22 protein-coding genes are annotated in these 25,230 nt (G+C 31.7%); 15 read left to right on the forward strand and 7 right to left on the reverse strand.

Features of this window, described 5'->3' with window-relative positions:
* Positions 1–98 precede the first annotated feature (98 nt).
* The 5 genes from QZ824_RS04510 (at position 99) to QZ824_RS04530 (ending at position 6,561) form a co-directional block, all read left to right on the forward strand.
* Positions 99–2,162, forward strand: a complete 2,064-nt coding sequence (locus QZ824_RS04510; protein ID WP_291274826.1) for a M43 family zinc metalloprotease — start codon at positions 99–101, stop codon at positions 2,160–2,162.
* A gap of 76 nt (positions 2,163–2,238) precedes the next feature.
* On the forward strand, positions 2,239–3,165 hold the full coding sequence (locus QZ824_RS04515) for a bifunctional riboflavin kinase/FAD synthetase (RefSeq protein ID WP_291274827.1): 927 nt from the start codon (positions 2,239–2,241) through the stop codon (positions 3,163–3,165).
* Between the two features lie 11 nt (positions 3,166–3,176).
* Positions 3,177–4,475, forward strand: a complete 1,299-nt coding sequence (locus QZ824_RS04520; RefSeq protein WP_291274828.1) for an HTTM domain-containing protein — start codon at positions 3,177–3,179, stop codon at positions 4,473–4,475.
* 54 nt (positions 4,476–4,529) lie between these two features.
* A complete protein-coding gene (gene bioB, locus QZ824_RS04525; RefSeq protein WP_291274829.1) occupies positions 4,530–5,615 on the forward strand; it encodes a biotin synthase BioB in 1,086 nt (361 codons plus the stop codon).
* 67 nt (positions 5,616–5,682) lie between these two features.
* Positions 5,683–6,561: a cupin-like domain-containing protein gene (locus QZ824_RS04530; RefSeq protein WP_291274830.1), complete on the forward strand. Its 879-nt coding sequence runs from the start codon at positions 5,683–5,685 to the stop codon at positions 6,559–6,561.
* A gap of 11 nt (positions 6,562–6,572) precedes the next feature.
* On the opposite strand, the gene QZ824_RS04535 is transcribed toward QZ824_RS04530, so the two are convergent.
* The 4 genes from QZ824_RS04535 to QZ824_RS04550 form a co-directional block, all read right to left on the reverse strand.
* The gene (locus QZ824_RS04535; RefSeq protein WP_291274831.1) at positions 6,573–7,586 is read right to left on the reverse strand and encodes a glycosyltransferase family protein; all 1,014 of its coding nucleotides are present in this window, start codon (positions 7,584–7,586) and stop codon (positions 6,573–6,575) included.
* A gap of 10 nt (positions 7,587–7,596) precedes the next feature.
* A complete protein-coding gene (locus tag QZ824_RS04540) occupies positions 7,597–8,421 on the reverse strand; it encodes a UDP-2,3-diacylglucosamine diphosphatase (RefSeq protein WP_291274832.1) in 825 nt (274 codons plus the stop codon).
* A gap of 119 nt (positions 8,422–8,540) precedes the next feature.
* Positions 8,541–9,803 (reverse strand): aspartate kinase, encoded by a 1,263-nt coding sequence (locus QZ824_RS04545; RefSeq protein ID WP_291274833.1) that lies wholly within the window; start codon positions 9,801–9,803, stop codon positions 8,541–8,543.
* A gap of 18 nt (positions 9,804–9,821) precedes the next feature.
* A complete protein-coding gene (locus QZ824_RS04550) occupies positions 9,822–10,298 on the reverse strand; it encodes a GNAT family N-acetyltransferase (RefSeq protein ID WP_291274834.1) in 477 nt (158 codons plus the stop codon).
* A 191-nt stretch (positions 10,299–10,489) separates the two neighbouring features.
* Here QZ824_RS04550 and fbp point away from each other — a divergent pair, with 191 nt between their 5' ends.
* From fbp to QZ824_RS04575, 5 genes are all read left to right on the forward strand, one after another.
* Positions 10,490–11,497, forward strand: a complete 1,008-nt coding sequence (gene fbp / locus QZ824_RS04555) for a class 1 fructose-bisphosphatase (RefSeq protein ID WP_291274835.1) — start codon at positions 10,490–10,492, stop codon at positions 11,495–11,497.
* A 71-nt stretch (positions 11,498–11,568) separates the two neighbouring features.
* Positions 11,569–12,165, forward strand: a complete 597-nt coding sequence (locus QZ824_RS04560) for a HupE/UreJ family protein (RefSeq protein ID WP_291274836.1) — start codon at positions 11,569–11,571, stop codon at positions 12,163–12,165.
* Positions 12,166–12,176: 11 nt separating this feature from the next.
* On the forward strand, positions 12,177–12,608 hold the full coding sequence (locus QZ824_RS04565; protein WP_291274837.1) for a dCMP deaminase family protein: 432 nt from the start codon (positions 12,177–12,179) through the stop codon (positions 12,606–12,608).
* Positions 12,601–14,184 (forward strand): S41 family peptidase, encoded by a 1,584-nt coding sequence (locus QZ824_RS04570; protein ID WP_291274838.1) that lies wholly within the window; start codon positions 12,601–12,603, stop codon positions 14,182–14,184. The genes QZ824_RS04565 and QZ824_RS04570 overlap by 8 nt, the downstream gene beginning before the upstream one ends.
* Before the next feature lie 154 nt (positions 14,185–14,338).
* On the forward strand, positions 14,339–14,965 hold the full coding sequence (locus QZ824_RS04575; RefSeq protein WP_291274839.1) for a hypothetical protein: 627 nt from the start codon (positions 14,339–14,341) through the stop codon (positions 14,963–14,965).
* On the opposite strand, the gene QZ824_RS04580 is transcribed toward QZ824_RS04575, so the two are convergent.
* From QZ824_RS04580 to QZ824_RS04590, 3 genes are read right to left on the reverse strand one after another with little or no spacing between them, the layout of a single operon-like run.
* On the reverse strand, positions 14,966–15,580 hold the full coding sequence (locus tag QZ824_RS04580; RefSeq protein WP_291274840.1) for an FAD-dependent oxidoreductase: 615 nt from the start codon (positions 15,578–15,580) through the stop codon (positions 14,966–14,968).
* A gap of 2 nt (positions 15,581–15,582) precedes the next feature.
* A complete protein-coding gene (locus QZ824_RS04585; protein ID WP_291274841.1) occupies positions 15,583–15,777 on the reverse strand; it encodes a hypothetical protein in 195 nt (64 codons plus the stop codon).
* A gap of 14 nt (positions 15,778–15,791) precedes the next feature.
* Entirely contained in the window at positions 15,792–16,364 is a 573-nt protein-coding gene (locus QZ824_RS04590; protein ID WP_291274842.1) for a MarC family protein, read from the reverse strand.
* 124 nt (positions 16,365–16,488) lie between these two features.
* Between QZ824_RS04590 and QZ824_RS04595 the strand changes: the two genes are divergently transcribed.
* The 5 genes from QZ824_RS04595 to QZ824_RS04615 form a co-directional block, all read left to right on the forward strand.
* Complete coding sequence (locus QZ824_RS04595) at positions 16,489–17,055, forward strand: DUF3109 family protein (RefSeq protein ID WP_291274843.1); 567 nt, start codon at positions 16,489–16,491, stop codon at positions 17,053–17,055.
* Between the two features lie 269 nt (positions 17,056–17,324).
* Complete coding sequence (locus QZ824_RS04600) at positions 17,325–18,302, forward strand: ribonucleotide-diphosphate reductase subunit beta (RefSeq protein ID WP_291274844.1); 978 nt, start codon at positions 17,325–17,327, stop codon at positions 18,300–18,302.
* A 62-nt stretch (positions 18,303–18,364) separates the two neighbouring features.
* A complete protein-coding gene (locus QZ824_RS04605) occupies positions 18,365–20,755 on the forward strand; it encodes a ribonucleoside-diphosphate reductase subunit alpha (protein WP_291274845.1) in 2,391 nt (796 codons plus the stop codon).
* A gap of 341 nt (positions 20,756–21,096) precedes the next feature.
* Positions 21,097–22,440: a deoxyguanosinetriphosphate triphosphohydrolase gene (locus QZ824_RS04610; protein WP_291274847.1), complete on the forward strand. Its 1,344-nt coding sequence runs from the start codon at positions 21,097–21,099 to the stop codon at positions 22,438–22,440.
* Positions 22,441–22,547: 107 nt separating this feature from the next.
* Positions 22,548–25,230 (forward strand): T9SS-dependent M36 family metallopeptidase (locus QZ824_RS04615; RefSeq protein WP_291274846.1); only part of this gene is annotated, 2,683 nt, incomplete at its 3' end.

Below are 25,230 nucleotides of genomic sequence, written 5' to 3' on the forward strand. Positions count from 1 at the left end.
CAGTTAAATTGTTGCATGATGTTTGGGTAGTAATTTTTTATTTAAAATCATTTTTTTTTCTATATTTGTTTATTAATCACTTAAAAACTCATAAATTAATGAAAAAAATTACTCTATTAACCTTTTTATTAGTGTTTTCCTTGGTATTAGGTCAAAATAAAAAAGAAGGCAGAGTTGTTTTTGGTAAAACAATAGCTGCTGACAAAATTTCTCCTTCTGGGCACATAAGATGTGCTACTGATGAATATAATGACTATTTGAGATTGAAAAATCCAAAAATGGAAACTTTAGAACAGTTTGAAGCATGGATGGCTAATAGAATTCAGCAACAACAGTCTATGTCTCAGACAGGCGGTATTATTTATATTCCAGTTGTAGTTCATGTTATTCATAACGGAGATGCTTATGGAGTAAATGAAAATATTACTGATGAGCAAGTTCAATCACAAATAACTGTCATGACTCAGGATTACAGAAAAATGTTAGGCACGCCAGGATACAATACAAATGCGGTAGGTGCCGATGTACAGGTTGAGTTTGTTTTAGCAAAAGTGGATCCAAATGGAAATCCAACTAATGGAATTGATCGTGTGAACCTTTGTCAAGCTTCTTGGTCAGACACTGATATTGATGGCATTGTTAAACCAACTACAATTTGGGATCCTACTCAATACATGAACATGTGGTCTGTTAATTTTTCTGACTCTACACTACTTGGTTATGCACAATTTCCAGAGTCTTCTTTGGCAGGATTATCTACAACTGCTCAAAGTGCAAGTACCGATGGAGTAGTTGCTGGTTATCGTTATTTTGGAAGTTCTAGTTTAGCAACTGGAGATTTTGCTGCCCCCTATGACAAGGGAAGAACTATGACTCATGAGGTTGGACATTTCTTGGGATTAAGACATATTTGGGGAGATAATGCTACTTGTCCTACTACAAATACATCAACTAATAAAGATTTTTGTGCAGATACACCCGCAGCAAGTGCAGCTAATTTTGGTTGTGTTACAGGAACGGATTCTTGTCCATCAAATCCTGGAGTTGATATGATACAAAATTATATGGATTATACAGATGATACATGTATGAACATATTTACTAATGATCAGAAAACTAGAATTACTACGGTTTTAAATAATTCACCTAGAAGAGCAACTTTGAAGACATCAAATAAAGATGTTGCTATACCTTTATTTGCAAATGATGCAGAAGTAAAAATTGAAAATTTATGTTTAGGTGCTTCAATTGCAACATGTTCAAATCCTAATCCAGGTGTTCCTCTTAAGCAAGTTTCACTATATAATAGAGGTACTGCAAATTTAACTTCAGCAACTTTGACTTACAATATAGATGGAGGCACAAATTATACTTATAATTGGACAGGTTCGTTGGCAACAAACAAGTATGCCTTGATTTCATTACCTAACACAGCTGCTGATGGAATGTTGACGGTTACAGTTACTGCTGCAAATGGAACCGATCAAAGAGCTTCGAATAATACTTCTGTGATGTCATTTACAGGAGGTGGTACAGCTCCTACTGTTCCTTATTATAACTATACGACTTTCACTTTTACATTGATAGGTGATAGATATGGAACTGAAACAACATGGTCATTGAAAAATGCAGCTGGAACAACATTGTATTCTGGTGGTCCTTATACTAATTTGACTAGTAATGGTACACAAACATTAGTTAACAATCAAACTTGGACATTACCAACTAATGGATGTTATTATCTAACAGTAAATGATTCTTATGGAGACGGTATTAATGGAGGTTTTGGTTCGGGAAGTTATACAGTTAAAACAAATTCTGGAGCTATTACTGTAGTGAATAATACCACTTTTACAAGTTCATCTGCTGTACATTATTTTACAAATAATGCATCGTTAGTTAATGAAAGTTTTAATATACTTGAGGATGTTGTTCTTTATCCAAATCCATCAAGAGAGTTTTTTACAATTAATATTCCTGCTGGACTTGAAAAAACAGGTAAAATGGAAATATTTAATAGCATTGGTCAAAAAGTTATGACCAAAGCTGTTGTATCTGATGCTGATTTGAATGTAAATGTATCGAATTTTGCTAACGGAGTTTATTTCTTAAATTTAAATATTGGTGGTGCATCAAAAACATTGAAATTTATCAAAGAATAGATTAGAAATTAATAATAAATTAAAAAAAGGATTGAACATTGTTCAATCCTTTTTATTTTTGCATAAAAATAAGATTTTGAAAGTTTATCATAATATTAAAGAAGTATCATTAACTAACAAAACGGTCGTTACACTTGGAACTTTTGATGGGGTTCACAAAGGACATCAAGCCATATTAAAAAGACTTGTTGCTATTTCTCAAAAAGAAAACTTGGAATCTTTAGTGCTAACTTTTTTCCCTCATCCAAGAAAAATAGTTTCAAATCAAGACGAAATTAAACTTTTGAATACTATACATGAGCGAACAGCATTATTAGAGAAAAATGAAATAGATCATTTTGTGATGCATCCTTTTGATGTTGAATTTGCTAATTTATCTCCTTTAGAATTTGTGGAACAGGTCCTGGTTAAACAATTTAATGTAAGTAAAATAATTATAGGTCATGATCATAAGTTTGGTAAGAATAGAGCAGCGAATTTTCATGATTTAATTGATTTTGGTAAACAATTTGGATTTGAAGTTGAAGAGATTTCTGCTCAAGTAGTAGATGAAGTTTCTGTAAGTTCAACTAAAATTAGAAATGCTTTGTTTGAAGGAAATGTTGCCCTAGCAAATGAGTTTTTAGGATACCAATACACAATTCAAGGAACGGTTGAAAAAGGGAATCAATTGGGAAGAACTATTAATTTTCCAACAGCTAATTTAGCGATTAATGAAGATTATAAATTGATACCCAAAATAGGTGTTTATGCTGTCGAAATATATTATGAAAATCAAAAATATTTCGGAATGATGAATATCGGTATGCGACCTACAATTAATGGGGTAAATAAAACTATTGAAGTTCATGTTTTTGATTTTAATAAGAACATATATGGTGAAAAGTTGATCATAAAATTTGTTAAAAAAATTAGAGAAGAACAAAAATTTGAGTCCTTTCAACAGTTAAAAGAACAGCTAGAGCGTGACAAAAAAACAACGATAAATCTTTTTCGTGACTAGATAAAATTACTATGCGAAAATGGCTAAATACTTCTGTTGATAATTCAGGACTTATACTTTTTAGAATTTTATTTGGAGTTTTAATCATGTTTGAGTCTTTCGGGGCTCTTTTGTTGGGGTGGGTTAATACCGTTTTTATTCAAACTAAATTTACTTTTCATTTTATCGGTTTTGATTTTTTAGAACTACTCCATGGAACAAAAATGTATTATTATTTTGTAGCTATGGGAGTTCTAGGGTTGTTAATTGCCTTGGGTTTCTTTTATAGATGGGTCATTATTGGCTTCACTATTCTTTGGACTTTAGTCTATTTTGCCCAAAAGGAATTTTATAATAATCATTACTATTTTGTGGTTTTAATAGCCTTTATTATGTGTTTCTTACCTGCTAATAGAAGATGGAGTTTAGATGTACGTTTTTTTCCAAAAATAAGCGCTACACAAGTTCCAAGATGGATGCCTTTTTTATTGATATTTCAGGTTAGTATTTTGTATTTTTATGCTTCATTAGCAAAAATATATCCAGATTGGTTAAACGGTACATTTGCTAGTATTTTACTAAGTGGTTACAATGCAAGTTCTTTTTGGCTTGAATTGATAAAACAAAAATGGTTTGGTCTTGCTTATTCGTATTTGGGGTTGTTTTATGATTTGTTTATTATTCCAGCTTTGCTTTGGAAGCGAACTAGAATCTGTGCTATTTTAGCTTCTTTATTTTTTCATTTGTCTAATGCATTATTTTTAAAAATAGGAATCTTTCCTTTTTTTGCATTAAGCTTCATTGTTCTTTTTCTAGATTATCAAAACATGAATTACTCATTGTTTAAGACCAATGAAGTTCGAGAAATGACATTGACAAATAATTTTATAAATGTATATAAATGGATTTTTATTCCATTTTTCATGCTTCAACTTTTGTTACCAATAAGGCATTTTTTTATCAAAGGAAATGTCTTATTTACCGAAGAAGGACATCGATTGTCTTGGAGAATGATGTTAAGTGAAAGAAAAGGTAAGCTTAAAATAAAAGTGTTGAATAAACAAACTAAAGAAAGTTTCTATCATAATATATTAGCAGATTTAAACGCTAAGCAAATCAATATTGTATCTCATTCACCAGATATGATTTGGCAATATTGTCAAAAAATAAAAAAACAATATATATTTCCAACTGAAATTTATGTCGAAAGTTTTGTTTCTGTTAATCGGAGACCTTATTATCGATTAATTGATCAAAAAGTAAATATGGCAGAAGCAAAGTTTGATTACTTTTTTCACAATGAATGGATTTTAATGCAAGAGTTGAATTAGTTGCATTTTTACCATTTTTTTTAAGTATTTTTGAAACCTCAAATAAACAAAACCATGAGTATAACAAGACATAATTGGACCAAAGAAGAAATTATTGCTATCTACAATAAGCCATTAATGGATTTATTATATGATGCAGCAACGATTCATAGACAATATCACGACCCCAATGTAGTTCAAGTTTCAACACTATTATCAATCAAAACAGGCGGATGCCCAGAAGATTGTGGTTATTGCCCACAAGCTGCTAGATATAGCACAAACATTGAAGGTAATGATTTAATGAGCGTGCAACAAGTAAAAGCTCAAGCTTTACGAGCAAAATCATCGGGCTCTTCTAGAGTTTGTATGGGTGCTGCTTGGAGAAATGTTAAAGATGGACCAGAGTTTGATCAAGTATTAGAAATGGTTCGTACAATCAATAAGTTAGACATGGAGGTTTGTTGTACATTAGGAATGCTTACAGAAAATCAAGCACAACGTTTAGCTGAGGCAGGACTTTATGCTTATAATCATAATTTAGATTCTTCAGAAGATTATTATAAAGAAGTAATCTCTACAAGAGGTTTCGAAGATCGTTTACAAACTATTGAAAATGTTAGAAAAACTAATGTAACAGTTTGTAGTGGAGGAATTATTGGAATGGGTGAGAGTGTGGAAGATCGTGCAGGAATGTTAGTTGCTTTAGCAACATTGAATCCTCAACCAGAATCAGTGCCAATAAATGCTTTAGTGGCGGTAGAAGGAACACCCTTAGAAGATCAAAAGCCAGTTGAAATTTGGGAAATGATAAGAATGGTTGCAACAACAAGAATTGTAATGCCAGAAACACAAGTACGCCTTTCAGCAGGTAGAACAGAAATGAGTAGAGAAGGGCAAGCTATGTGCTTTTTTGCAGGTGCTAACTCTATTTTTGCAGGAGATAAACTTTTGACTACTCCTAATCCAGATGTAAATGAAGACATGAAAATGTTTGAAATGCTTGGTTTACAGCCTCAAAAACCATTCATTAAATTGATGCAGCCTAAAACGGTTGAAGCAGAAGATTCTAAGTTTCAATCTTTAGGAGAAAAGCCAAAATGGTCAAGACCAGGACATGCTATTGAAAGAAATTTAGAAGCTTCTATTAAAGGTAAATAACACTTTTTTAAGATTTTTGTCTTAACAATTTTATAAATTTGCTCTAACTTTTGTTAGAGCTTTTTTTATGGGAATATTTTTAGAAGAGATTGAGCGTGTAAAAACTATTAGCAAAGAAGATTTTTACAATAAATATGTTAAGAAACAAAAACCAGTTGTAATTGAGCAGTTGACCGTAGATTGGCCAGCCTATGAAAAATGGCGTCTAAATTATATTAAAGAAGTAGCGGGTGAAAAAATAGTACCACTTTATGATGATCGACCAGTGTCTCATGAAGATGGATTTAATGAAGCTCATGCTAAAATGAAAATGAGCGATTATATTGATTTACTTCAATCGAAACCTACAAATTATCGAATTTTTTTGTATAATCTAATGAAAGAAGTACCTTCATTAGCAAGAGATTTTAAATGGCCTGATATAGGTTTGCGTTTGGTAAAACAATTGCCTATGTTGTTTTTTGGGGGCGAGAATTCCAAAGTATTTATGCATTTCGATATTGATTACTCCAATATTTTACATTTTCATTTTCATGGAGAAAAAAGATGTATGCTTTTTACACCAAATGCCACGCCATATATGTACAAAGTTCCTTATTCACTAATAGCAAGAGAAGATATTGACTTTGATAATCCTGATTTTGAACAATGGCCTGCTTTAAAGCAAGTTAAGGGTTTGGTCTGCAATTTAAAACATGGTGAAATGTTATATATGCCCGAAGGATATTGGCATTATATGAAATATGTAACTCCAGGTTTTTCAATGAGTTTGAGAGCCTTTCCGAGAAAACCGTTAAATTTATTGAAAGCTATTTATAATGTTTTTTTTATGCGACATTACGACAATTTTATGCGAAAGAGAAAAGGTCAAGCGTGGATTGATTATAAAAATGAGCAAGCTATTTTACGAACAAATAAAAAGTTAAATAAAGAAGTCTCGATTTAATGGAGACTTCTTTATGCTAACTGATAGTTTCCCATTGAGGTAATTGAAATGCTGTGTTTTTCAATTAAGTCTTTTAGAATATCTTCTAAATCTTTAGCTACTTCTAAATCAATTAAAATTTGACTTCTTGTCCATAAATCTATGAGATTAGTGTCTAATTTTTCTAAAGTTAGAACGCCTAACTTTTTTAAAGCAACAGCATTGTATTCTTGTTCGAGTTGTTTTTTGATTGGAATGACTAGCAATTTCTTGTTTAAATACAAAGTTTCGGCTGGAAGTTCAAAACCAGCATGGCATAAAACTCCTTCACAATGATTTAATTTAAATAAAAAGTCATCTTCATTAATGGGGTATAAACTACAGTTATTTACATAAAATTCTGTTGAAGTATATCTAGAAAAAATGTGCCAATTTACAGGTATTCTACTAAGTGTTTTTATTATTTTCTCATCTGAAAAAGCAGGTAAGTAGACTACAAAATTTCCTTCGGATGATTGGGGTTTTAATCGTTTAATTTTTTCTCTTATAACTGGTGGAAAAAGATTTGGATGGTAACTTTTAAAGTGAAAACCATATTTTATTTTGCATGGCGCATAAAGTTTTAATATTAAATGTGAAAGTAAATCTGTTTTTTTAGGCTTAGGAGTATTTTCAAATAATAAAGACGCTTGATGAGATAGTGAAATACAATTGCCTCCTTTTAATTTTGAAGCCCATGCACTCACAGGTTCAAAATCATTGATAATAAGATCATAAGAGTTAACATGTAGTTGAAAAACATTTTTAAAAAATTTCCAATAATTGTTTTGTAGTAGTGTTTTTAAGTAAGATACTTTCCCTTTTTTATTGTAAACCAATGAAATGCCATTAAAATTGTAGTTGATTTTGAATGGAATATCTAATTGGGATTGATTTCCACTAGTTAATAAATCTACAGTTCCTATTTTTTGAAGAATAGGAATGATTTCTTGTGCTCTAGCGATATGCCCGTTGCCTGTTTTTTGAAAAGCATATAATATTTTCATCGGATATAAATTAAAAATTAATTACGTCTTTGATTAGCATTTCTATAGTTTGTTGTTCATATGGGTCTAATTCAAAGTCCTTATTTTCTTCAAACATTTTCTTGTCGTAAGTAAAGAGAGTCCATTCAGAATTATGATATTCTAAGGCAGTTAAGTTTTCAATCCAATCGCCGCTATTTAAATAAGTACATCGGCCATTTTTGGTTTCAATTTCTCTAATTTGAGGTTGATGGATGTGTCCGCAAATAACATAATCAAAGTTGTTTTCTATGGCTAGCTCAGAAGCTGTTTTTTCGAAATCGCCTATAAATCGGACCGCTTTTTTTACATTATTTTTAATTTTCTTTGAAAAAGAATATTTTTCTTTACCTAGCTGCACCAATATCCAATTGCTTAACACATTGAGTCTAATCAATAAATCATAACCCCAACCCCCTAATTTAGCAATCCATTTGGAGTGCTGAACGGAGGCATCAAATACGTCGCCATGAAAAAACCAAGCTTTTTTATTGCCTAATTCCAAGATCTTTTTGTTGACTAATGCAATGTTACCGAATGATGCATTGGAAAATCTTCTAAGAAACTCATCGTGATTACCAATGATATAAGTGACTTCGGTTCCTTTATTAGAAAAATCAATAATTTTTTTTATAATTTTTAAATGGCTTTTAGGAAAATAGCTTTTTTTGAATTGCCAAATATCAATAAAATCCCCATTAATAATAAGTTGCTTGGGTTGAACTGATTTTAAATAGTGTAGCAATTCTTTTGCTTGACATCCATATGTGCCTAAATGCACATCGGAAATAACTACAATATCAACTTTTCTTGCCATGTGAAATGTTTCTTGCAAAGAAAAAGTTAGTATGTTAAGCTAGTAGTAGGAAAAGTTTAAATCTTTGAAAGAAAAAAAGCTTATGTGTTAAGTTTCTGTCACATAAGCTTTTATTTGTATTATTCGGTGATAATCTGAAGGGTTTCTCTACTAATTTGTTTCACTAACACTTTTTTATTTAATTCAACCATTTCAGCCGCAGCTTGGTCAAAATGTCGGATGGTGTATAAGGAAACATTTTCGTTGTAAGCTACTTTGAATTTTTTGGAAAGTACTGCTTTTAGTTCACTGAATTTATCGAATTTATCCTCGACACAAACAGAAAAACTGATTGCTGTGTTTTGAATTAAACTTACTTTAATTTTATATTGATGGAATAAATGAAAAATTTCACTAATATTTTCTTCCATTATAAATGAAAAATCTATGGATGAAAGTGAAATCAAAATTTGGTTTTTCTTTACAATGAAGCAAGATGTTCTTGGTTCTAAATCAGTACCCTTACTTACTTTTGTTCCAGGTAGAGTTGGGTTAACAAAAGATTTTACAAATAATGGAATTTCTTTCTTTTGGAGTGGTTGTAAGGTTTTAGGGTGAATGACACTTGCTCCATAAAAAGCTAGTTCAATAGCCTCTCTATAGGAAATTTGATTCAGTAAAACAGCGTTTTCAAAATAACGGGGATCGGCATTTAAAACCCCAAGTACATCTTTCCAAATAGTAACATTTTCAGCACCTAAACAATAAGCAAAAATTGCAGCGGTGTAATCAGAACCTTCACGTCCTAAAGTTGTTGTGAAATGATTGTCATCAGCACCTAAAAAACCTTGTGTTATGTACAATGCTTTTTTCTTGTTTAATTTACTAATGTTTTTTTGAGTGCTTTCCCAATCCACATTTGCATCACGATAAGTATTATCTGTTTTAATATAATTTCTAACATCTAACCATTGATTAATAAGGTTTTCATGATTGAAATAGTGACTGGCAATAGTAGTTGAGATAAGTTCTCCAAAACTTACAATTTGGTCGTAAACAAAATTATAATTAGGAGATTTATTATTTTTTAAAAAGTACTCTAAATCTTCAAAATGTTGGCTAACAGCTTCATAAGCACTTGTGAAATTTGGGTTTTTTTCGTCGACAAATAAGTCTAATAATATTTCAATATGGTATTTTTTGACATCTTGTACAGATGAAGTTAACTCCTTTGACTTGTCGAAATAGTTTTTGATGACCACTTCAAGGGCATTTGTTGTTTTTCCCATAGCAGAAATCACGACCAATACATTTTCAAAACCCACCGTTTCTAATACCTGTTTTACATTTTTCACGCCAGCGGCATCCTTAACAGAGGCCCCTCCGAATTTGAATATTTTCATCTTGTGTTGATTTAAAGGTTATAAGTGCGCAATGAAATGAGTAATTCCTGATTCATCCATGTGAACTACACGCCAATCTTCTAAAACTTTTGCGCCACTTTTTTCGTAAAATTCTATAGCATTCGTGTTCCAATTTAAAACATTCCATTCTATTCTTTTCACACCATCGCGTTTTCCTTGAATAATAATTTCTTTATATAAAGCAAAACCTGCTCCTGTTCCACGTTTATTTTCTTTTATAATGAGATCTTCTAAATGAATAGTTTTCCCTTTCCAAGTAGAGTATCGGTAATAATACAAAGCCATCCCGATAATTTCTTCATTTTCTACAGCAATAAAAGTATGAAACAAAGGTTGAATTCCAAAGCCATCTCTTACTAAATCTTCTGTTGTAAGGACTACTGCTTCAGGCTCTTTTTCAAAAAGGGCTAGTTCCTTTATTAACTCTAATACTGAAGGCATGTCTTCAGCGACACCTTCTCTAATATGTAGCATTTGTAATGTTTTAAAAAATGAATTCTTATACAAAGTTACTTGATTATGTCATCATGTAAAAATAAAATGTTTGATTAATCAATTAACTGAAAATTAGTCTTGTTTATTGTTTAAATAAATTATAGTACTATATCAATTTTCTTGTAAAATTATGTAAGTTTGCACTGCAATACAACTCAATCGATTTCGTAATGGAAGAAAGAAACAGAACCTTAGGTGAATTTATCATTGAAAACCAAACCGCTTTCCAATATTCTACTGGAGAGCTTTCAAGAATTATTAACTCTATTCGTTTAGCTGCTAAAGTAGTTAACTATAAAGTAAATAAAGCTGGATTAGTTGACATTGTTGGGGCTGCTGGTGATCAAAATATTCAAGGGGAAGACCAGCAAAAGTTAGATGTTTATGCCAATGAAGTATTCATTCAAACGTTAATTAATCGTGAGATTGTTTGTGGAATTGCTTCTGAGGAAAATGATGATTTTATTACTGTAGCAGGTAGCGACAATAGCCATAATAACAAATATGTTGTTTTAATGGACCCTTTGGATGGATCCTCTAATATTGATGTAAATGTATCTGTAGGAACTATATTTTCTGTATTTAGAAGAGTAACGCCAGTAGGAACACCTGTTACTATTGAAGATTTTTTACAACCAGGGGTAAATCAAGTAGCTGCGGGTTATGTTATTTATGGAACATCAACGATGTTAGTATACACTACTGGACATGGTGTGAATGGTTTTACGTTAAATCCAGCAATAGGAACGTTTTATTTATCACATCCTAATATGCGTTTCCCTGAAAAAGGAAATATCTATTCGGTTAATGAGGGGAATTACATTCATTTTCCACAAGGGGTAAAGGATTACATTAAATATTGTCAAGCAGAAGAAGAAGATAGACCATATACTTCTCGTTATATTGGAAGTTTAGTTTCTGATTTTCATAGAAATATGATTAAAGGAGGAATTTATATTTATCCTACTAGTTCAAAAGCACCAAAAGGTAAATTGCGTTTATTGTATGAATGTAATCCAATGGCATTTTTAGCTGAACAGGCAGGGGGAAAGGCTTCTGATGGTTATGGAAGAATTATGGAAATTCAGCCTACAGAATTACATCAGCGTGTACCATTCTTTTGCGGAATGAAAGATATGGTAGAGACGGCAGAAGCGTTTATGGAAAAATACAAATAAGTTAAAGCGGTGTAAAGCCGCTTTTTTATTTCCTTAAAAAAATGTAAGTTTGGGTTTTATTAGAAATTGCAATGAATGAATTTTTGATTTACTTTAACATGGGTCTAAAGCACGTGCTTGATATAAATGCTTATGACCACGTATTGTTTTTAATTGCATTAATGGTTCCGTATGTCTTTAAAGATTGGAAACGAGTATTATTATTAGTAAGTTTATTTACTTTTGGTCATACTATTGCATTAATTTTATCCGTATTTGGATTTGTCTATATCAAAGAAGAAGTAGTAGAGTTTTTAATTCCTGTAACCATTTTAACAACTGCATTGTTTCACTTGTTTACGGCTGGTAAAAATGGCAAAAAAGAAAGCGTTAATTTTGTAGCTATAATTACTTTGTTTTTTGGAATCATTCATGGTTTAGGTTTTTCTAATTATTTTAAAGCCGTAATGGCAGGAAATGCAAACGATAAATTATTACCATTGTTAGAATTTGCACTCGGTATAGAAGCTGCACAAATTATTGTTGTTTTAGTAGTCTTAATTCTCGCTTATTTTGCACAAACAGTTTTTCGTTTTTCAAAAAGAGATTGGGCTTTAGTTTTATCTGCCTTTATTATTGGTGTGGTATTACCCATGATTATTGAGAGCGAAATTTGGAATCAAAATTAAATCAAGAGTTGATGAAAGCAGAAAAAAAATCTAGGTATGATAAAGCCTATTTAAAAATTGCTCGTGAATGGGGAAAATTATCTTATTGTAAAAGAAAACAAGTCGGTGCGATTATTGTAAAAGACAGAATGATTATTTCAGATGGATATAATGGAACGCCAAGTGGTTTTGAAAATTGTTGTGAAGACGAACAAAATTTGACTAAATGGTATGTGCTTCATGCTGAGGCTAATGCTATTTCAAAAGTGGCGCGATCTACACAATCTTGTGAGGGAGCAACATTATATATAACATTATCGCCATGTAAAGATTGCAGTAAATTAATTCATCAGTCAGGAATTAAAAGGGTAGTATATTTAGAAGAATACAAGGATTGTTCTGGTGTAGATTTTTTAAAGAAAGCAGGCGTTGAGGTATCTTACATTCCAAATTTAGATGAATAATTCCAATAAATATACTATTTATATTCCCATTTTTATAGCAACTATTTTTGCTTTAGGTGTTTTGTTGGGATACAAAATAAATGTAATAAATCAGCCCAGCACCAAAACTAACACAGGTAAAAATAAAATCAATAGATTGCTTGATTTAATTAATAAGGAATATGTCGATGAAGTAAATACAGATTCTATAGTCGATTTGACTGTTAACGGAATTTTAGAAAAACTAGATCCTCATTCTGTTTATATCCCGAAAGAGTCTTTGGCTCAAGTTAATGAAAGTATGGAAGGGAATTTTGTGGGTATTGGTGTGAATTTCTACATGTATAAAGATACATTAACGGTCATCAAACCAGTGGTCAATGGCCCTTCTGAAAGAGCTGGAATAAAGTCTGGAGATCGAATCTTATTTGCTAATAAGCAACAATTATTCAATAAGAAAATCAAAAATGAAAAATTGTTTCAAATTCTAAAAGGAGAAGTTGGAACAAAAGTAAATTTAGTCATTTATAGAAAAGCTGAAAACAAGAAATTTACAGTCTCTGTTACTCGAGATCTAATCCCTATAAATAGTATTGACGTAGCTACCATGCTAAATGCTAAAAAAGGTTATATTAAAGTTAACCGTTTTGCAGAAACTACGTATAAAGAATTTCATCAAGCTCTTGTGAAACTTAAAAAGCAAGGGATGAATGAAGTTATTGTTGATTTAAGAGGTAATGGGGGCGGATATTTAGAAATGGCTGTAGCTATGGCGGATGAATTTTTGAAAAAAGGAGAGTTAATTGTAAAAACCAAAAACAAAGGAGGTGTTATTGAGAATTCTTATGCGACTGAAAAAGGAGTTTTTGAATCGGGTAAGGTGGCTATTTTGATAGATGAAAGTAGTGCTTCTGCAAGTGAAATATTTGCAGGCGCAATTCAAGATAACGACCGAGGGTTGATTTATGGTAGACGCTCTTTTGGAAAAGGATTAGTCCAAAAAGAAATGAAGTTAGATGATGGATCAGCAGTTCGATTGACAGTTGCTCGTTATTTTACGCCTTCGGGTAGAAGCATTCAAAAGCCATTTTTAGATAAGGGTAATAATTACTTCAATGACTTTGAAAAACGTTTTACGAGTGGAGAATTGTATAAGGCGGACAGTATTAAAGTGGCTGACAGTTTAAAGTTTAAAACAAAAAAAGGACGAATTGTTTATGGAGGAGGTGGTATTATTCCAGACATTTTCGTTCCACTTGAAGACTTCCATTCAGAAGAAGGTATAAATGTCTTGCTGCAGTCAGAATTACTAAATTATTATGTCTTTGAAAAATTAGATGAAAATAGAGCTTTTTTTAATGGTTTAAACCAAGCTTCTTTAAAGAAAGAGTTATTCGGTAAAGCAAAATATTTTAATCAGTTCAAACAATATATGATTAGTAACGGATTGCTAATAAGCTTAGTAAATCAGAGAGAAAAAGTGTTAACTTATTTATATGCAGAGTTTTCAAGACAATTATTTAATGATACATCTTATTATAAGATTACGTTGCCAAAGGATAAAATAATTAAAAAAGTTTTAGAGAAAGAAATATAATTTAAGAAATAATTGACATCAATTCGCTTTTTCTTAACTTTTTCATATTTGGTTTCACATTACATTTGACCTAATTAAATTAATTAATGTGGTCAATAGAATTATTCTCTTTCTCTTTTTTTTCTGTAGTGTGTCGAACTCTCAATCCGTTCTTTTGAAAGGGAAAGTGCTGCAAGACGATGTTCCTATTTCAAATGTCGAAGTTATAAATAAACAATTGAATAATATTTCATTGACAAATGTCTTGGGAGAATTTGAAATTCCAGTTGAAAGAGAAAATAATTTGGCTTTTTTTAAAAACGGATATGATTTCCAAACCATAATTATTGATGACGAATTGCTTGAAAGTAAGTGTCTTACAATACGATTGGTAAAGAAAGAACAACTAATTGAAGAAGTAGTTGTGAAAAAACAAACTACTATTCCAATAATTAAAGTTGAAAGACAATATCAGGAAAGAAAGTTTGCCATTCCTGATGGTTCCATTCAAAATGGAGTTGATTTTGTGCAAGTTTTTAAATTACTATCAAAAATTTTTAAAAAGGACAAACCTAAAGAGGCTAAGAAAGAATGGGTTTCTTTTCAAACGTATGTAAACTTGAATTTTACAGACGCTTTCTTACTTCAAAGTTTGGAATTAAAAGAAACTCAATGGAATGATTTTCTAACTTATTGTGATTTTGATCCTGAAAAAACATCAATTATTGAACAAGAAAATAAAATGATTTTACTCGATTTTTTAATAAAGAAAGCAAAAGAGTTTAAAGAAAAGAATAATTAATTATTCTTTTGGTAAAGCATCGTGAACTTGAACGGGTGTATTATCATTCCATAATGTCATTATATCAGTGGCAACTGCAGCACCACTTCCAGCGGCAATCATTAGTTGACTTCTTAAACCTGCTAATGTTCCTACTGCATAGATTCCCGGTTTTACTAGATAATCTTGATTTTTAAGTTGTAATCTGTTTTTTTCAGGAGCCGCTTTCTGATGAGGTATTATATACTCATCAAGGCCTTCAATAGTAAAAGGGTTACCCGCTCCAATACCAATTATGATATTTTTAGCACGATAAATGTTTTTGTTTGTTGAAATCGAAAAAAGAGGTGATTCTCCTGAAATGGTAAGAACCTTTTCATTTTCAATTTGATCAATATGTGGGTACAACTTTTCTAGGTGAATTTTACTCTCTTCTAATAATTCATTTCCTTTTTTACCAGGAGTTATTCCGTAGGCGTTATTAAAAATTGCGGTTTGTAAAGAAGATGTTTTTTGGTGTACTATAATGCCTATTTTCTTATTGAACATAAAAGACTTGTGTTGTGCAGAACCAAAAAGTAAAGCTGCAGACATCCCAGATACACCACCGCCAATGATTAAAACATCAAACTCCATTATTACTTTGTATTTTCGTCAACTTTTTTTGCCAATTGGTACAATACAACAATAATTATAGCACAAAAAGAAGCTACAATACCGATAAGAGCTACTGTACTTTCGCCTTGTAATGGGTTGCTGAAATTAATTCGAGTGGCATTAAAACCGATAGTTATCAAAGCTAAAACAATAACTACATAAGTGAAAATTTTCATTTTAATTATATCTTTTAAATAAATAATCCTTTAACATTGGCAGCAAATAATTTTACAGCAATAGCTAATAAAATAACACCAAAAACTTTTCTAATGACCCCTAAACCATTATTCCCTAATAAACGTTCAATTTTACCTGATGATTTCAATACACCATATACCACAACTACATTAATGATAATGGCAATAATAATATTCGCTTTATCATAAGCGGCGCGTAAAGATAAAATTGTTGTCATGGTTCCTGCTCCAGCAATCAAAGGGAATGCAATTGGAACTATCGATGCTGTGGACGGATTGTCCTCTTTGTATAAGCGAATACCTAAAATCATCTCTAGTGCTAAGAAAAACAAAACAAAAGAACCAGCAACAGCAAATGAATTTGCATCTATACCAATTAACTTTAATATTTCTTCTCCCACAAATAAAAAGGCAATCATGATAATGGCAGCAACAATAGTTGCTTTTTCAGATTGAATATGTCCCATTTTACTGCGTAAATCAACAATGATAGGAATACTTCCCACAATATCAATCACGGCAAATAAAATCATACTAATGGTGAAAATTTCTTTCCAATCGAACATAATCTTAATTTTTTTGCAAATATATGATTTTACCCGACTTTTTATTCTTAAAGAAATGATAACATTTTGAATTCTTTTACTAATCAAAAAAATCAAGCTACCTTTGTATTTTAATTTCAATTGTATGTTTCAATTAAATAAAACGATTATTTCTGAAGAAATTTTAGAAAAAGAATTTGTTTGTAATCTTTCTGCTTGTAAAGGAGCTTGTTGTGTAGATGGTGATGCGGGTGCTCCCCTAACTAAAGAAGAAACGCAGATTTTAGTTGATCTTTATCCTAAAGTAAAACCTTTTTTGCGTCCTGAAGGAATTCAAGCTATAGAAGAACAAGGCGCTTTTGTAATAGGAACAGATGGCGAGTATGAAACAACTTTAATCGATGGTAAAGATTGTGCTTATGTAATTTTTGATGGTCAAACGGCATTATGCGGTATTGAACAAGCGTATAATGAAGGAATAGTAAATTGGAAAAAACCGGTTTCTTGTCATTTATATCCTATTCGAGTAAAAGAGTACTCTGATTTTGCTGCGGTAAATTACCATAAATGGCATATTTGTTCCGATGCTTGTTCTTTAGGGAAAGAATTACAGGTTCCAGTATATAAATTTGTTAAAGAAGCGCTTGTTCGTAAATTTGGTGAACAATGGTATGAAGAATTAGAAAAAGTGGCTGAAGAAATGAAAAAATAGCGACTTAAAATCAGTCCTTTAAAACGCTCAAATCTGTTGGTTTTTCAATAGCTTGAGCGTTTTTTATTTATAAATGTTGAATTTGTAAAATATTGATATACAATAAGATGAATTTGTTATTTTTAAAAATGTTAAAAAAACAACTTTGTTAAAAACTTCGTCCAATTGTGAATAAGTTTGACTTTTATTTTCCATTTGATTTAACAAACTTTGTAGAATTCAAATTCAAAAATTTACAAACCAACTAAAAATATAAAAATCAAAAGATTATGTCTGTAGTAGAACCCATTTTAGCTGAAAACAAAGATCGATTTGTGATTTTTCCTATCCAACACCATGATATATGGGATTTATATAAAAAACAAGAAGCGTGTTTTTGGACAGCTGAAGAGATTGACTTACATCAAGATATTACAGATTGGAATACTAAATTGAATGATGATGAGCGTTATTTTATTAAGCATATTTTAGCTTTTTTCGCTGCTTCAGACGGAATTGTAAACGAAAATTTAGCTGAAAATTTTGTTAGTGAAGTGCAATATTCAGAAGCTAAGTTTTTCTATGGATTTCAGTTGATGATGGAAAATATCCATTCTGAAACTTATTCTCTTTTGATTGATACCTATGTAAAGGACGAAAAAGAAAAAAACATTCTCTTTAAAGCAATTGAAAATTTTCCAGCTATTGCTAAAAAAGCAGAATGGGCATTAAAATGGATTGATTCTCCAAGTTTTGCTGAACGTTTAATTGCATTTGCTGCTGTGGAAGGTATTTTCTTTTCGGGAGCTTTTTGTTCCATCTATTGGTTGAAAAAGCGAGGTTTGATGCCTGGATTGACGTTTTCTAATGAGTTGATTTCACGTGATGAAGGTATGCACTGTGATTTTGCAGTTCACTTGCATAATAATCACTTAATTAATAAAGTTTCTAAAGATAGAATTACAGAAATCATTACTAACGCATTGGATATTGAACGAGAGTTTATCACAGAAAGTTTACCAGTAAGCTTAATTGGAATGAATGCAAAATTAATGACTCAGTATTTAGAGTTTGTAACAGATCGTTTATTAGTGGAATTAGGATGTAAAAAGGTTTACAACGTTACGAATCCTTTTGATTTTATGGATATGATTTCATTGGAAGGTAAAACTAATTTCTTCGAAAAACGTGTTGGTGAATATCAAAAAGCTGGAGTGGTAAATAACGATTCAGGGGAAGATAAATTCAGCTTTGATGCTGACTTTTAATCTCGTATTATCAAAAATCTAAAAAGAATAAAGACAACTAACCAATTATAATTAAGTAAGTTATGTACGTAGTAAAAAGAGATGGACGCAAAGAACCAGTATCGTTTGATAAAATTACCGATAGAATTAGAATTTTATGCTATGAACTAAATGAGCGTGTTGATCCTGTTAAAGTGGCTATGCGTGTAATTGAAGGTTTATATGACGGCGTAACTACTTCAGAATTAGATAATTTAGCGGCTGAAACAGCGGCCTCTATGACAGTTACGCATCCTGATTTTGCTCAATTAGCAGCAAGAATTGCGGTGTCTAACTTACATAAAAACACAAAAAAATCGTTCTCAGAAACAATGGTAGATTTATACCATTATGTAAACCCAAGGACAGGTAAAAAATCGCCATTATTAGCAGATGATGTATATGAGGTAATTATGGCTAATGCAGAAAAATTAGATTCTACTATCATTTATAATCGCGATTTTAATTACGATTATTTTGGATTTAAAACCTTAGAACGTTCTTATTTGTTAAAAATTAATGGTAAAATAGTTGAACGTCCTCAACATATGTTAATGCGTGTTTCCGTAGGTATTCATTTAAATGACATTGAAGCTGCAATAGAAACGTATGAATTAATGTCTAAAAAATTCTTTACGCATGCAACACCAACCTTATTTAATGCAGGAACACCAAAACCTCAGATGTCTTCATGTTTCTTGTTGACTATGAAAGATGATAGTATTGACGGTATTTATGATACTTTAAAACAAACGGCTAAGATTTCACAATCCGCAGGTGGAATTGGATTGTCAATTCATAATGTGCGTGCAACAGGCTCTTATATTGCTGGAACAAACGGTACTTCAAATGGAATTGTTCCTATGCTGCGGGTGTTTAATGATACGGCTCGTTATGTGGATCAAGGTGGTGGAAAACGAAAAGGAAGTTTCGCTATTTATGTTGAACCATGGCATGCTGATATTTTTGATTTTTTAGATTTAAAGAAAAACCACGGTAAAGAAGAAATGCGTGCACGTGATTTATTTTATGCTATGTGGATTTCTGATTTATTCATGAAACGTGTGGAAGCAGACGGAGATTGGACGCTAATGTGCCCGAATGAATGTCCAGGTTTATATGATGTGTACGGAGATGAATTTGAAACGTTATATCAATCATATGAAGCAGCAGGAAAGGGAAGAAAAACAATCAAAGCTCGTGAATTATGGGAGAAAATATTAGAATCACAAATTGAAACGGGAACGCCTTACATGTTATATAAAGATGCGGCCAATAGAAAATCGAACCAAAAAAATTTAGGAACTATTCGTTCGTCAAATTTATGTACAGAAATTTTAGAATATACTTCTGAAGATGAAATTGCGGTATGTAATTTGGCTTCTATTTCACTGCCAATGTTTGTAGAAAACGGACAGTTTAATCATGACTATTTATATAAAGTAACAAAACGAATTACACGTAATTTAAATCGTGTGATTGATAGAAATTATTATCCAGTAGAGGAAGCTTACAATTCTAATATGCGTCACAGACCTGTTGGCTTAGGAGTGCAAGGTTTAGCAGATGCTTTCATTATGTTAAGACTGCCATTCACCAGTGATGAAGCCAAACAATTGAATCAAGAAATCTTTGAAACCATTTATTTTGCAGCAGTAACAGCTTCAATGGAATTAGCAAAAGAAGAAGGTCCGTATTCTACTTTCAAAGGATCGCCTATATCTCAAGGGGAATTCCAATACAATATGTGGGGATTAAAAGATGAAGAGCTTTCAGGAAGATGGGATTGGGCTTCATTAAGAAAAGAAGTAATGGAACATGGGGTGCGCAATTCATTGTTGTTAGCTCCAATGCCTACCGCTTCTACCTCTCAAATTCTTGGAAATAACGAAGCCTTCGAACCCTACACTTCAAACTTATATACAAGACGTGTATTGTCTGGTGAATTTATTGTGGTAAATAAACATCTGTTGCAGGATCTAGTCCAATTAGGTATTTGGAACGAAGATTTAAAGCAAGAAATAATGCGTAATAATGGTTCTATCCAAAACATTGAAGGCATTCCGCAGGATATTAAAGAGTTGTATAGAACCGTTTGGGAAATGAGTATGAGAGACATTATTGATATGTCACGTCAACGTGGCTATTTCATCGACCAATCACAATCTTTAAACTTATTTATGGAAGGTGCTACCATTGCTAAATTGAATTCAATGCATTTTTACGCATGGAAATCTGGATTAAAAACAGGTATGTATTATTTACGTACTAAAGCTGCTGCTAATGCTATTCAGTTTACGGTAGCTAAAAAGAAAGAAACAGAACCAACAGCAGTTCAGGTTGAAGCAGAAGCCATGAGTGCAGAAGAATTTAGAGCGATGATTGAGCGTTCTAAAAACGCAGGACCTGAAGATTGTGAAATGTGCGGATCATAATAATATTAAATTTTCAATTTTTTAAAACAGCCTTTTTATAAGGCTGTTTTTTATTGACTTAATTCAATTAAGTACATTCTAGGTTCTAATAATAGAAACCAATTCAATTCATGCTGACTTTAAATAATGGATATTTGATTGGTTTTGATAGCAATGAACGAGAGTTTTTTAACTAAATATAACAATGTGTAACTCGATTATGTTTTACAGTTTGCCAAAATGGATTACTAAATTATCTCGAATTACGGTCAATATGTAACTATTGAAAATAGCGAGTGTATGAAAAAGAGAAATAAATTAGTAACTTCGTGTTTCAAACTTTAAATTTCCAACATTAAATGATGCAATGGGAACAATTGTTGTCTCTAAAAAGACAAGGCGACACCAGTAAACGATTACGAAAAGAACAAGATGATACCCGTTTGGGATTTGAAGTAGATTATGACCGAATCATTTTTTCTTCCGAATTTAGAATTTTACAAGATAAAACACAAGTTATTCCATTATCCAAAACCGATTTTGTGCATACTCGATTAACGCACAGTTTAGAAGTTTCGGTGGTAGGTCGTTCCATAGGACGGTTAGTAGGGAAACAAATATTAGAAAAATACCCGCATTTAAAAGAGGTACATGGATATCAATTAAATGATTTTGGAGCCATAGTAGCAGCTTCTTGTTTAGCTCACGATATTGGAAATCCTCCTTTTGGACATTCGGGTGAAAAAGCAATAGGGGAGTATTTTGCCTCCGGAAACGGAATGAAATATAAAGACGAAATGTCGGCTAAAGAATGGCAAGATTTAATAGATTTTGAAGGAAATGCTAATGGTTTTTCGATTTTGACTTCAAGTAGAGAAGGGGTGGAAGGGGCATTACGTTTGTCATACGCTACTTTAGGAACTTTTATGAAATATCCAAAAGAGAGTTTGCCAAAAAAACCAACAACTGCAATTTGTGATAAAAAATATGGTTTTTTTCAACAAGATGTACATTTTTTTCAAGAAGTGGCTTATGAATTAGGTTTAAAAGTAAATAAAGAACTTCCTGATGTGGGCTATTTTAGACATCCCTTGGCTTTTTTAGTTGAAGCAGCTGATGATATTTGTTATACCATTATTGATTTTGAAGATGGAATAAAATTAGGGCTTATAGAAGAAGAATTTGCATTGGAATACTTAATTAAGTTGGTGCAAAAATCTATTGATTCTAAAAAGTATAACGAACTTAAAACGAAAGAAGATCGAATTAGTTATCTTCGAGCATTAGCCATAGGGAGTTTAATTAATGATGCTGTTCGCTTATTTTTAGAAAATGAAGAAGCTATAATGAAAGGCTCTTTTGAAGTTTCTTTAATGGAAAAAAGTCAATACAAAGCGCAAATTGATGATATTATAAAGATTAGTGTGAATAAAATTTATCGATCAAAAGAAGTAATTGAAAAAGAAATTATAGGTTATAAAGTTATACATGCATTGCTAGATGCTTTCATAACAGCTTATGTAAATCAAATAGTTAAGAAGGAGACTAATTTTGATCGTTTAATTTTGAATTTATTACCCGAAAAATATCGTGTTGAAAAATCAACAGTTTATAATCAACTTTTAAATATATGTCAGTTTATTTCTCTGTTAACTGATGGCAAAGCAATTGAACTTTATAAAATTATAAACGCAAATAAATTATAATTTACACATATTGCATAACAGGTGTTAAATATTATGAAATAGTTAAAAAATATTTTGTTTTAAAATATAAAACATTAATTTTGAGCATCTAAACTAAATCTTAACTTATGAACAAAAGACTACTGCAAGTTTTCCTCATGTTAAGTGTGATTGGTTTTGCTCAAACCCCGAGTGAAAAAATTCAAACTTACATTAGTGAAAACAAAGAAAAGTTAAATCTTTCATCTTCTGAAATTAATCAGTGGATAATTGAGAGTGAAACAAGCTCGGAGACCATGGGGCTTACTAATTATCTAGTAATGCAAACTTATAATGGTGTAAAAATTGATAATTCATATATTTATTTTTGGATAAAAAATGATAAAATTGTCAACACTCCAGAAGGTTTTATTACTAATATTGCTTCAAAAGTAAATACAACTAACGCGACTTATAATGTAGTTCAAGGCTTTTCTAGTGCCCTTTCAAAATTAAATGAGAATACTTTTTCTAGTACAATTATTTCTTCTGATAAGAATAAATATAAATTATCTAATGGAGTATTGTCAGAAGATCCTGTGAGTGCAGAATTAGTTTATTTCCCAAATCAACAAGGTAATTTAGTTCTTGCTTGGAGTTATGAATTTTATTCTCAAGACGCCAAGCATCTTTGGAAAGTAAAAATCGATGCTACCAATGGTACATTAATAGAAAAATATGATTTAGTACATAATTGTAATTTTGGCCCTAGACATAATCACACAATGTGTGTAGAAGGATTGAAAACTAAAAATTTTGAGGCTAAGTTATTTAAGGACCAGCAAGCAGAAATGTTATTAACACCAGGAACAACAAATTATAGAGTAATTCCATGGAACTATGAAAGTCCAAATCACTCTTCTAGACAATTGATTACAAACCCTGAGTCAACAACTGCTTTAGCTCCATTAATCGTAGCGGCTTCTCCTAATGGTTGGCATAATACAAATACAAGTATTGGAGGAGGAAATGCTTCAACACAATTTAATTATTCAAGAGGAAATAACGTATTTGCTTATTCAGATTTTGCAAATGCAAATCCAGCAAGTCCAACAACTTATACTAATGCTTCTTCTGGAACTTATCCAAGTTTAACTTTTGATTATCCGTATAATGGAACGGGTACATCTCCTAAGACTTATGTTAATGCAGCAATTACAAATTTATTTTACATGAATAATATCATGCATGATTTGTGGTATCAATATGGTTTTAATGAAGCAAATAGAAATTTTCAAACGGTTAATTACGGTAGAGGTGGTACGGGTAACGATGCAGTAAATGCAGAAGCACAAGATGCTTCATTTGCCTCAACACCATCTTACAACAATGCTAATTTTTCAACACCATCAGAGGGTTCTAAACCAAGAATGCAAATGTATGTTTGGAATGCAGGGAAGAAGTTTTCAAATTTGACGGTAACTAGTGGAGCATTAAGTGGTACTTCATATCAAGTAATTGAGAATGCATTCAATGAAGGTCACGTTCATTTACCGATTGCTCCAGCAGTTTTAACCAATTCCTTAGTTTTATTTGAAGATGCTACGCCTGATACATCAGATGCTTGTGAAACAGCAACAAATGCAGCGGCATTGAACGGTAAAATTGCTGTAATAAGAAGAGGTACTTGTACCTTTGCTCTAAAGGTAAAGGCGGCTCAAACGGCTGGTGCTATTGCAGCCATAATTGTAAATAACACTACTGGTACAATTTCAATGGCGGGAGACGACCCTACAATTACAATTCCTGCGGTTAGTATGACGCAAGTTGATGGAGAATCTTTAATATCTGCTATGGCTAATGGTACAGTAAATGTTAATTTATCTTCTATTGATTCTTATGCATATGCAGATGGTGATTTTGATAATGGCGTTATTGCTCATGAATATACACATGGTATTTCAACACGTTTAGTTGGTGGTGGTGCAGGAATGTCAGGTTCTGCAGAACAACCTGGTGAAGGATGGTCTGATTGGGCATGGTTAATGATGCAAATTAAGCCAGGAGATACTAGAGCAGGAGCAAGAGGGATTGGAACTTTCGTTGAAAATCAACCAACTAATGGACCTGGAATTAGAGAATTCAGATACTCAACAGATATGGCCGTTAATCCTCATACATTTGCTGATACAAATGATCAATGGTTTACAGACACAGATGGTATTGATAGAATTGATGTGCATGGTCTTGGTTCAATTTGGTGCGTGATGTTGTGGGATTTAGCTTGGAATTACATCGATAGATATGGATATGATCCTAATATTTACAATGGTACAGGAGGTAATAATAAAGTTATGAAGTTAGTAATTGATGCAATGAAATTAACGCCTGCAAATCCATCTTTGATTCAATGTAGAGATGCTATTATTCAAGCAGATTTAAATACTACTAATGGGCAAAATTATTGTATGATCTGGGCTACTTTTGCAAGAAGAGGTATGGGAATTAATGCTTCTTCAGGAACTAAAACGGGTGTGACTGGAGTTCAAGATCAAGTTGCTGATTTCACAGAGCCTACCCCAGGGAATACTCCTGCAACTGGTTCAAATTGTATATTAGCTGCTAGTTATTTCCAAGATAGTGATTTGTTTAAAATTTATCCTAATCCTACAAATGGTGATTTAAATATTGCGATATCTAATTATTCTGGTGATTTAGGAATCAAAGTATTTGATTTGAATGGTAGAGAGGTTTACAATTATAATGTAAATAGTTTCAATGTTGAAAAATCAATTAATTTAGGTAATTTATCAACAGGAGTTTATGTATTAA

The sequence above is a fragment of the Flavobacterium sp. genome, assembly GCF_021151785.1.
Classification (GTDB): Bacteria; Bacteroidota; Bacteroidia; order Flavobacteriales; family Flavobacteriaceae; genus Flavobacterium.

Excerpts from the sequence above, each read along its gene's own strand:
- QZ824_RS04550 (WP_291274834.1), bottom strand. The coding sequence starts at position 10,298 with ATGCTACATATTAGAGAAGGTGTCGCTGAAGACATGCCTTCAGTATTA.
- bioB (WP_291274829.1), top strand. The coding sequence starts at position 4,530 with ATGAGTATAACAAGACATAATTGGACCAAAGAAGAAATTATTGCTATC.
- QZ824_RS04595 (WP_291274843.1), top strand. The coding sequence starts at position 16,489 with ATGTTTCAATTAAATAAAACGATTATTTCTGAAGAAATTTTAGAAAAA.
- QZ824_RS04610 (WP_291274847.1), top strand. The coding sequence starts at position 21,097 with ATGCAATGGGAACAATTGTTGTCTCTAAAAAGACAAGGCGACACCAGT.
- QZ824_RS04560 (WP_291274836.1), top strand. The coding sequence starts at position 11,569 with ATGAATGAATTTTTGATTTACTTTAACATGGGTCTAAAGCACGTGCTT.
- QZ824_RS04590 (WP_291274842.1), bottom strand. The coding sequence starts at position 16,364 with ATGTTCGATTGGAAAGAAATTTTCACCATTAGTATGATTTTATTTGCC.
- QZ824_RS04600 (WP_291274844.1), top strand. The coding sequence starts at position 17,325 with ATGTCTGTAGTAGAACCCATTTTAGCTGAAAACAAAGATCGATTTGTG.
- QZ824_RS04580 (WP_291274840.1), bottom strand. The coding sequence starts at position 15,580 with ATGGAGTTTGATGTTTTAATCATTGGCGGTGGTGTATCTGGGATGTCT.
- QZ824_RS04585 (WP_291274841.1), bottom strand. The coding sequence starts at position 15,777 with ATGAAAATTTTCACTTATGTAGTTATTGTTTTAGCTTTGATAACTATC.
- QZ824_RS04545 (WP_291274833.1), bottom strand. The coding sequence starts at position 9,803 with ATGAAAATATTCAAATTCGGAGGGGCCTCTGTTAAGGATGCCGCTGGC.
- QZ824_RS04530 (WP_291274830.1), top strand. The coding sequence starts at position 5,683 with ATGGGAATATTTTTAGAAGAGATTGAGCGTGTAAAAACTATTAGCAAA.
- fbp (WP_291274835.1), top strand. The coding sequence starts at position 10,490 with ATGGAAGAAAGAAACAGAACCTTAGGTGAATTTATCATTGAAAACCAA.
- QZ824_RS04535 (WP_291274831.1), bottom strand. The coding sequence starts at position 7,586 with ATGAAAATATTATATGCTTTTCAAAAAACAGGCAACGGGCATATCGCT.
- QZ824_RS04570 (WP_291274838.1), top strand. The coding sequence starts at position 12,601 with ATGAATAATTCCAATAAATATACTATTTATATTCCCATTTTTATAGCA.
- QZ824_RS04520 (WP_291274828.1), top strand. The coding sequence starts at position 3,177 with ATGCGAAAATGGCTAAATACTTCTGTTGATAATTCAGGACTTATACTT.
- QZ824_RS04510 (WP_291274826.1), top strand. The coding sequence starts at position 99 with ATGAAAAAAATTACTCTATTAACCTTTTTATTAGTGTTTTCCTTGGTA.
- QZ824_RS04605 (WP_291274845.1), top strand. The coding sequence starts at position 18,365 with ATGTACGTAGTAAAAAGAGATGGACGCAAAGAACCAGTATCGTTTGAT.
- QZ824_RS04540 (WP_291274832.1), bottom strand. The coding sequence starts at position 8,421 with ATGGCAAGAAAAGTTGATATTGTAGTTATTTCCGATGTGCATTTAGGC.
- QZ824_RS04565 (WP_291274837.1), top strand. The coding sequence starts at position 12,177 with ATGAAAGCAGAAAAAAAATCTAGGTATGATAAAGCCTATTTAAAAATT.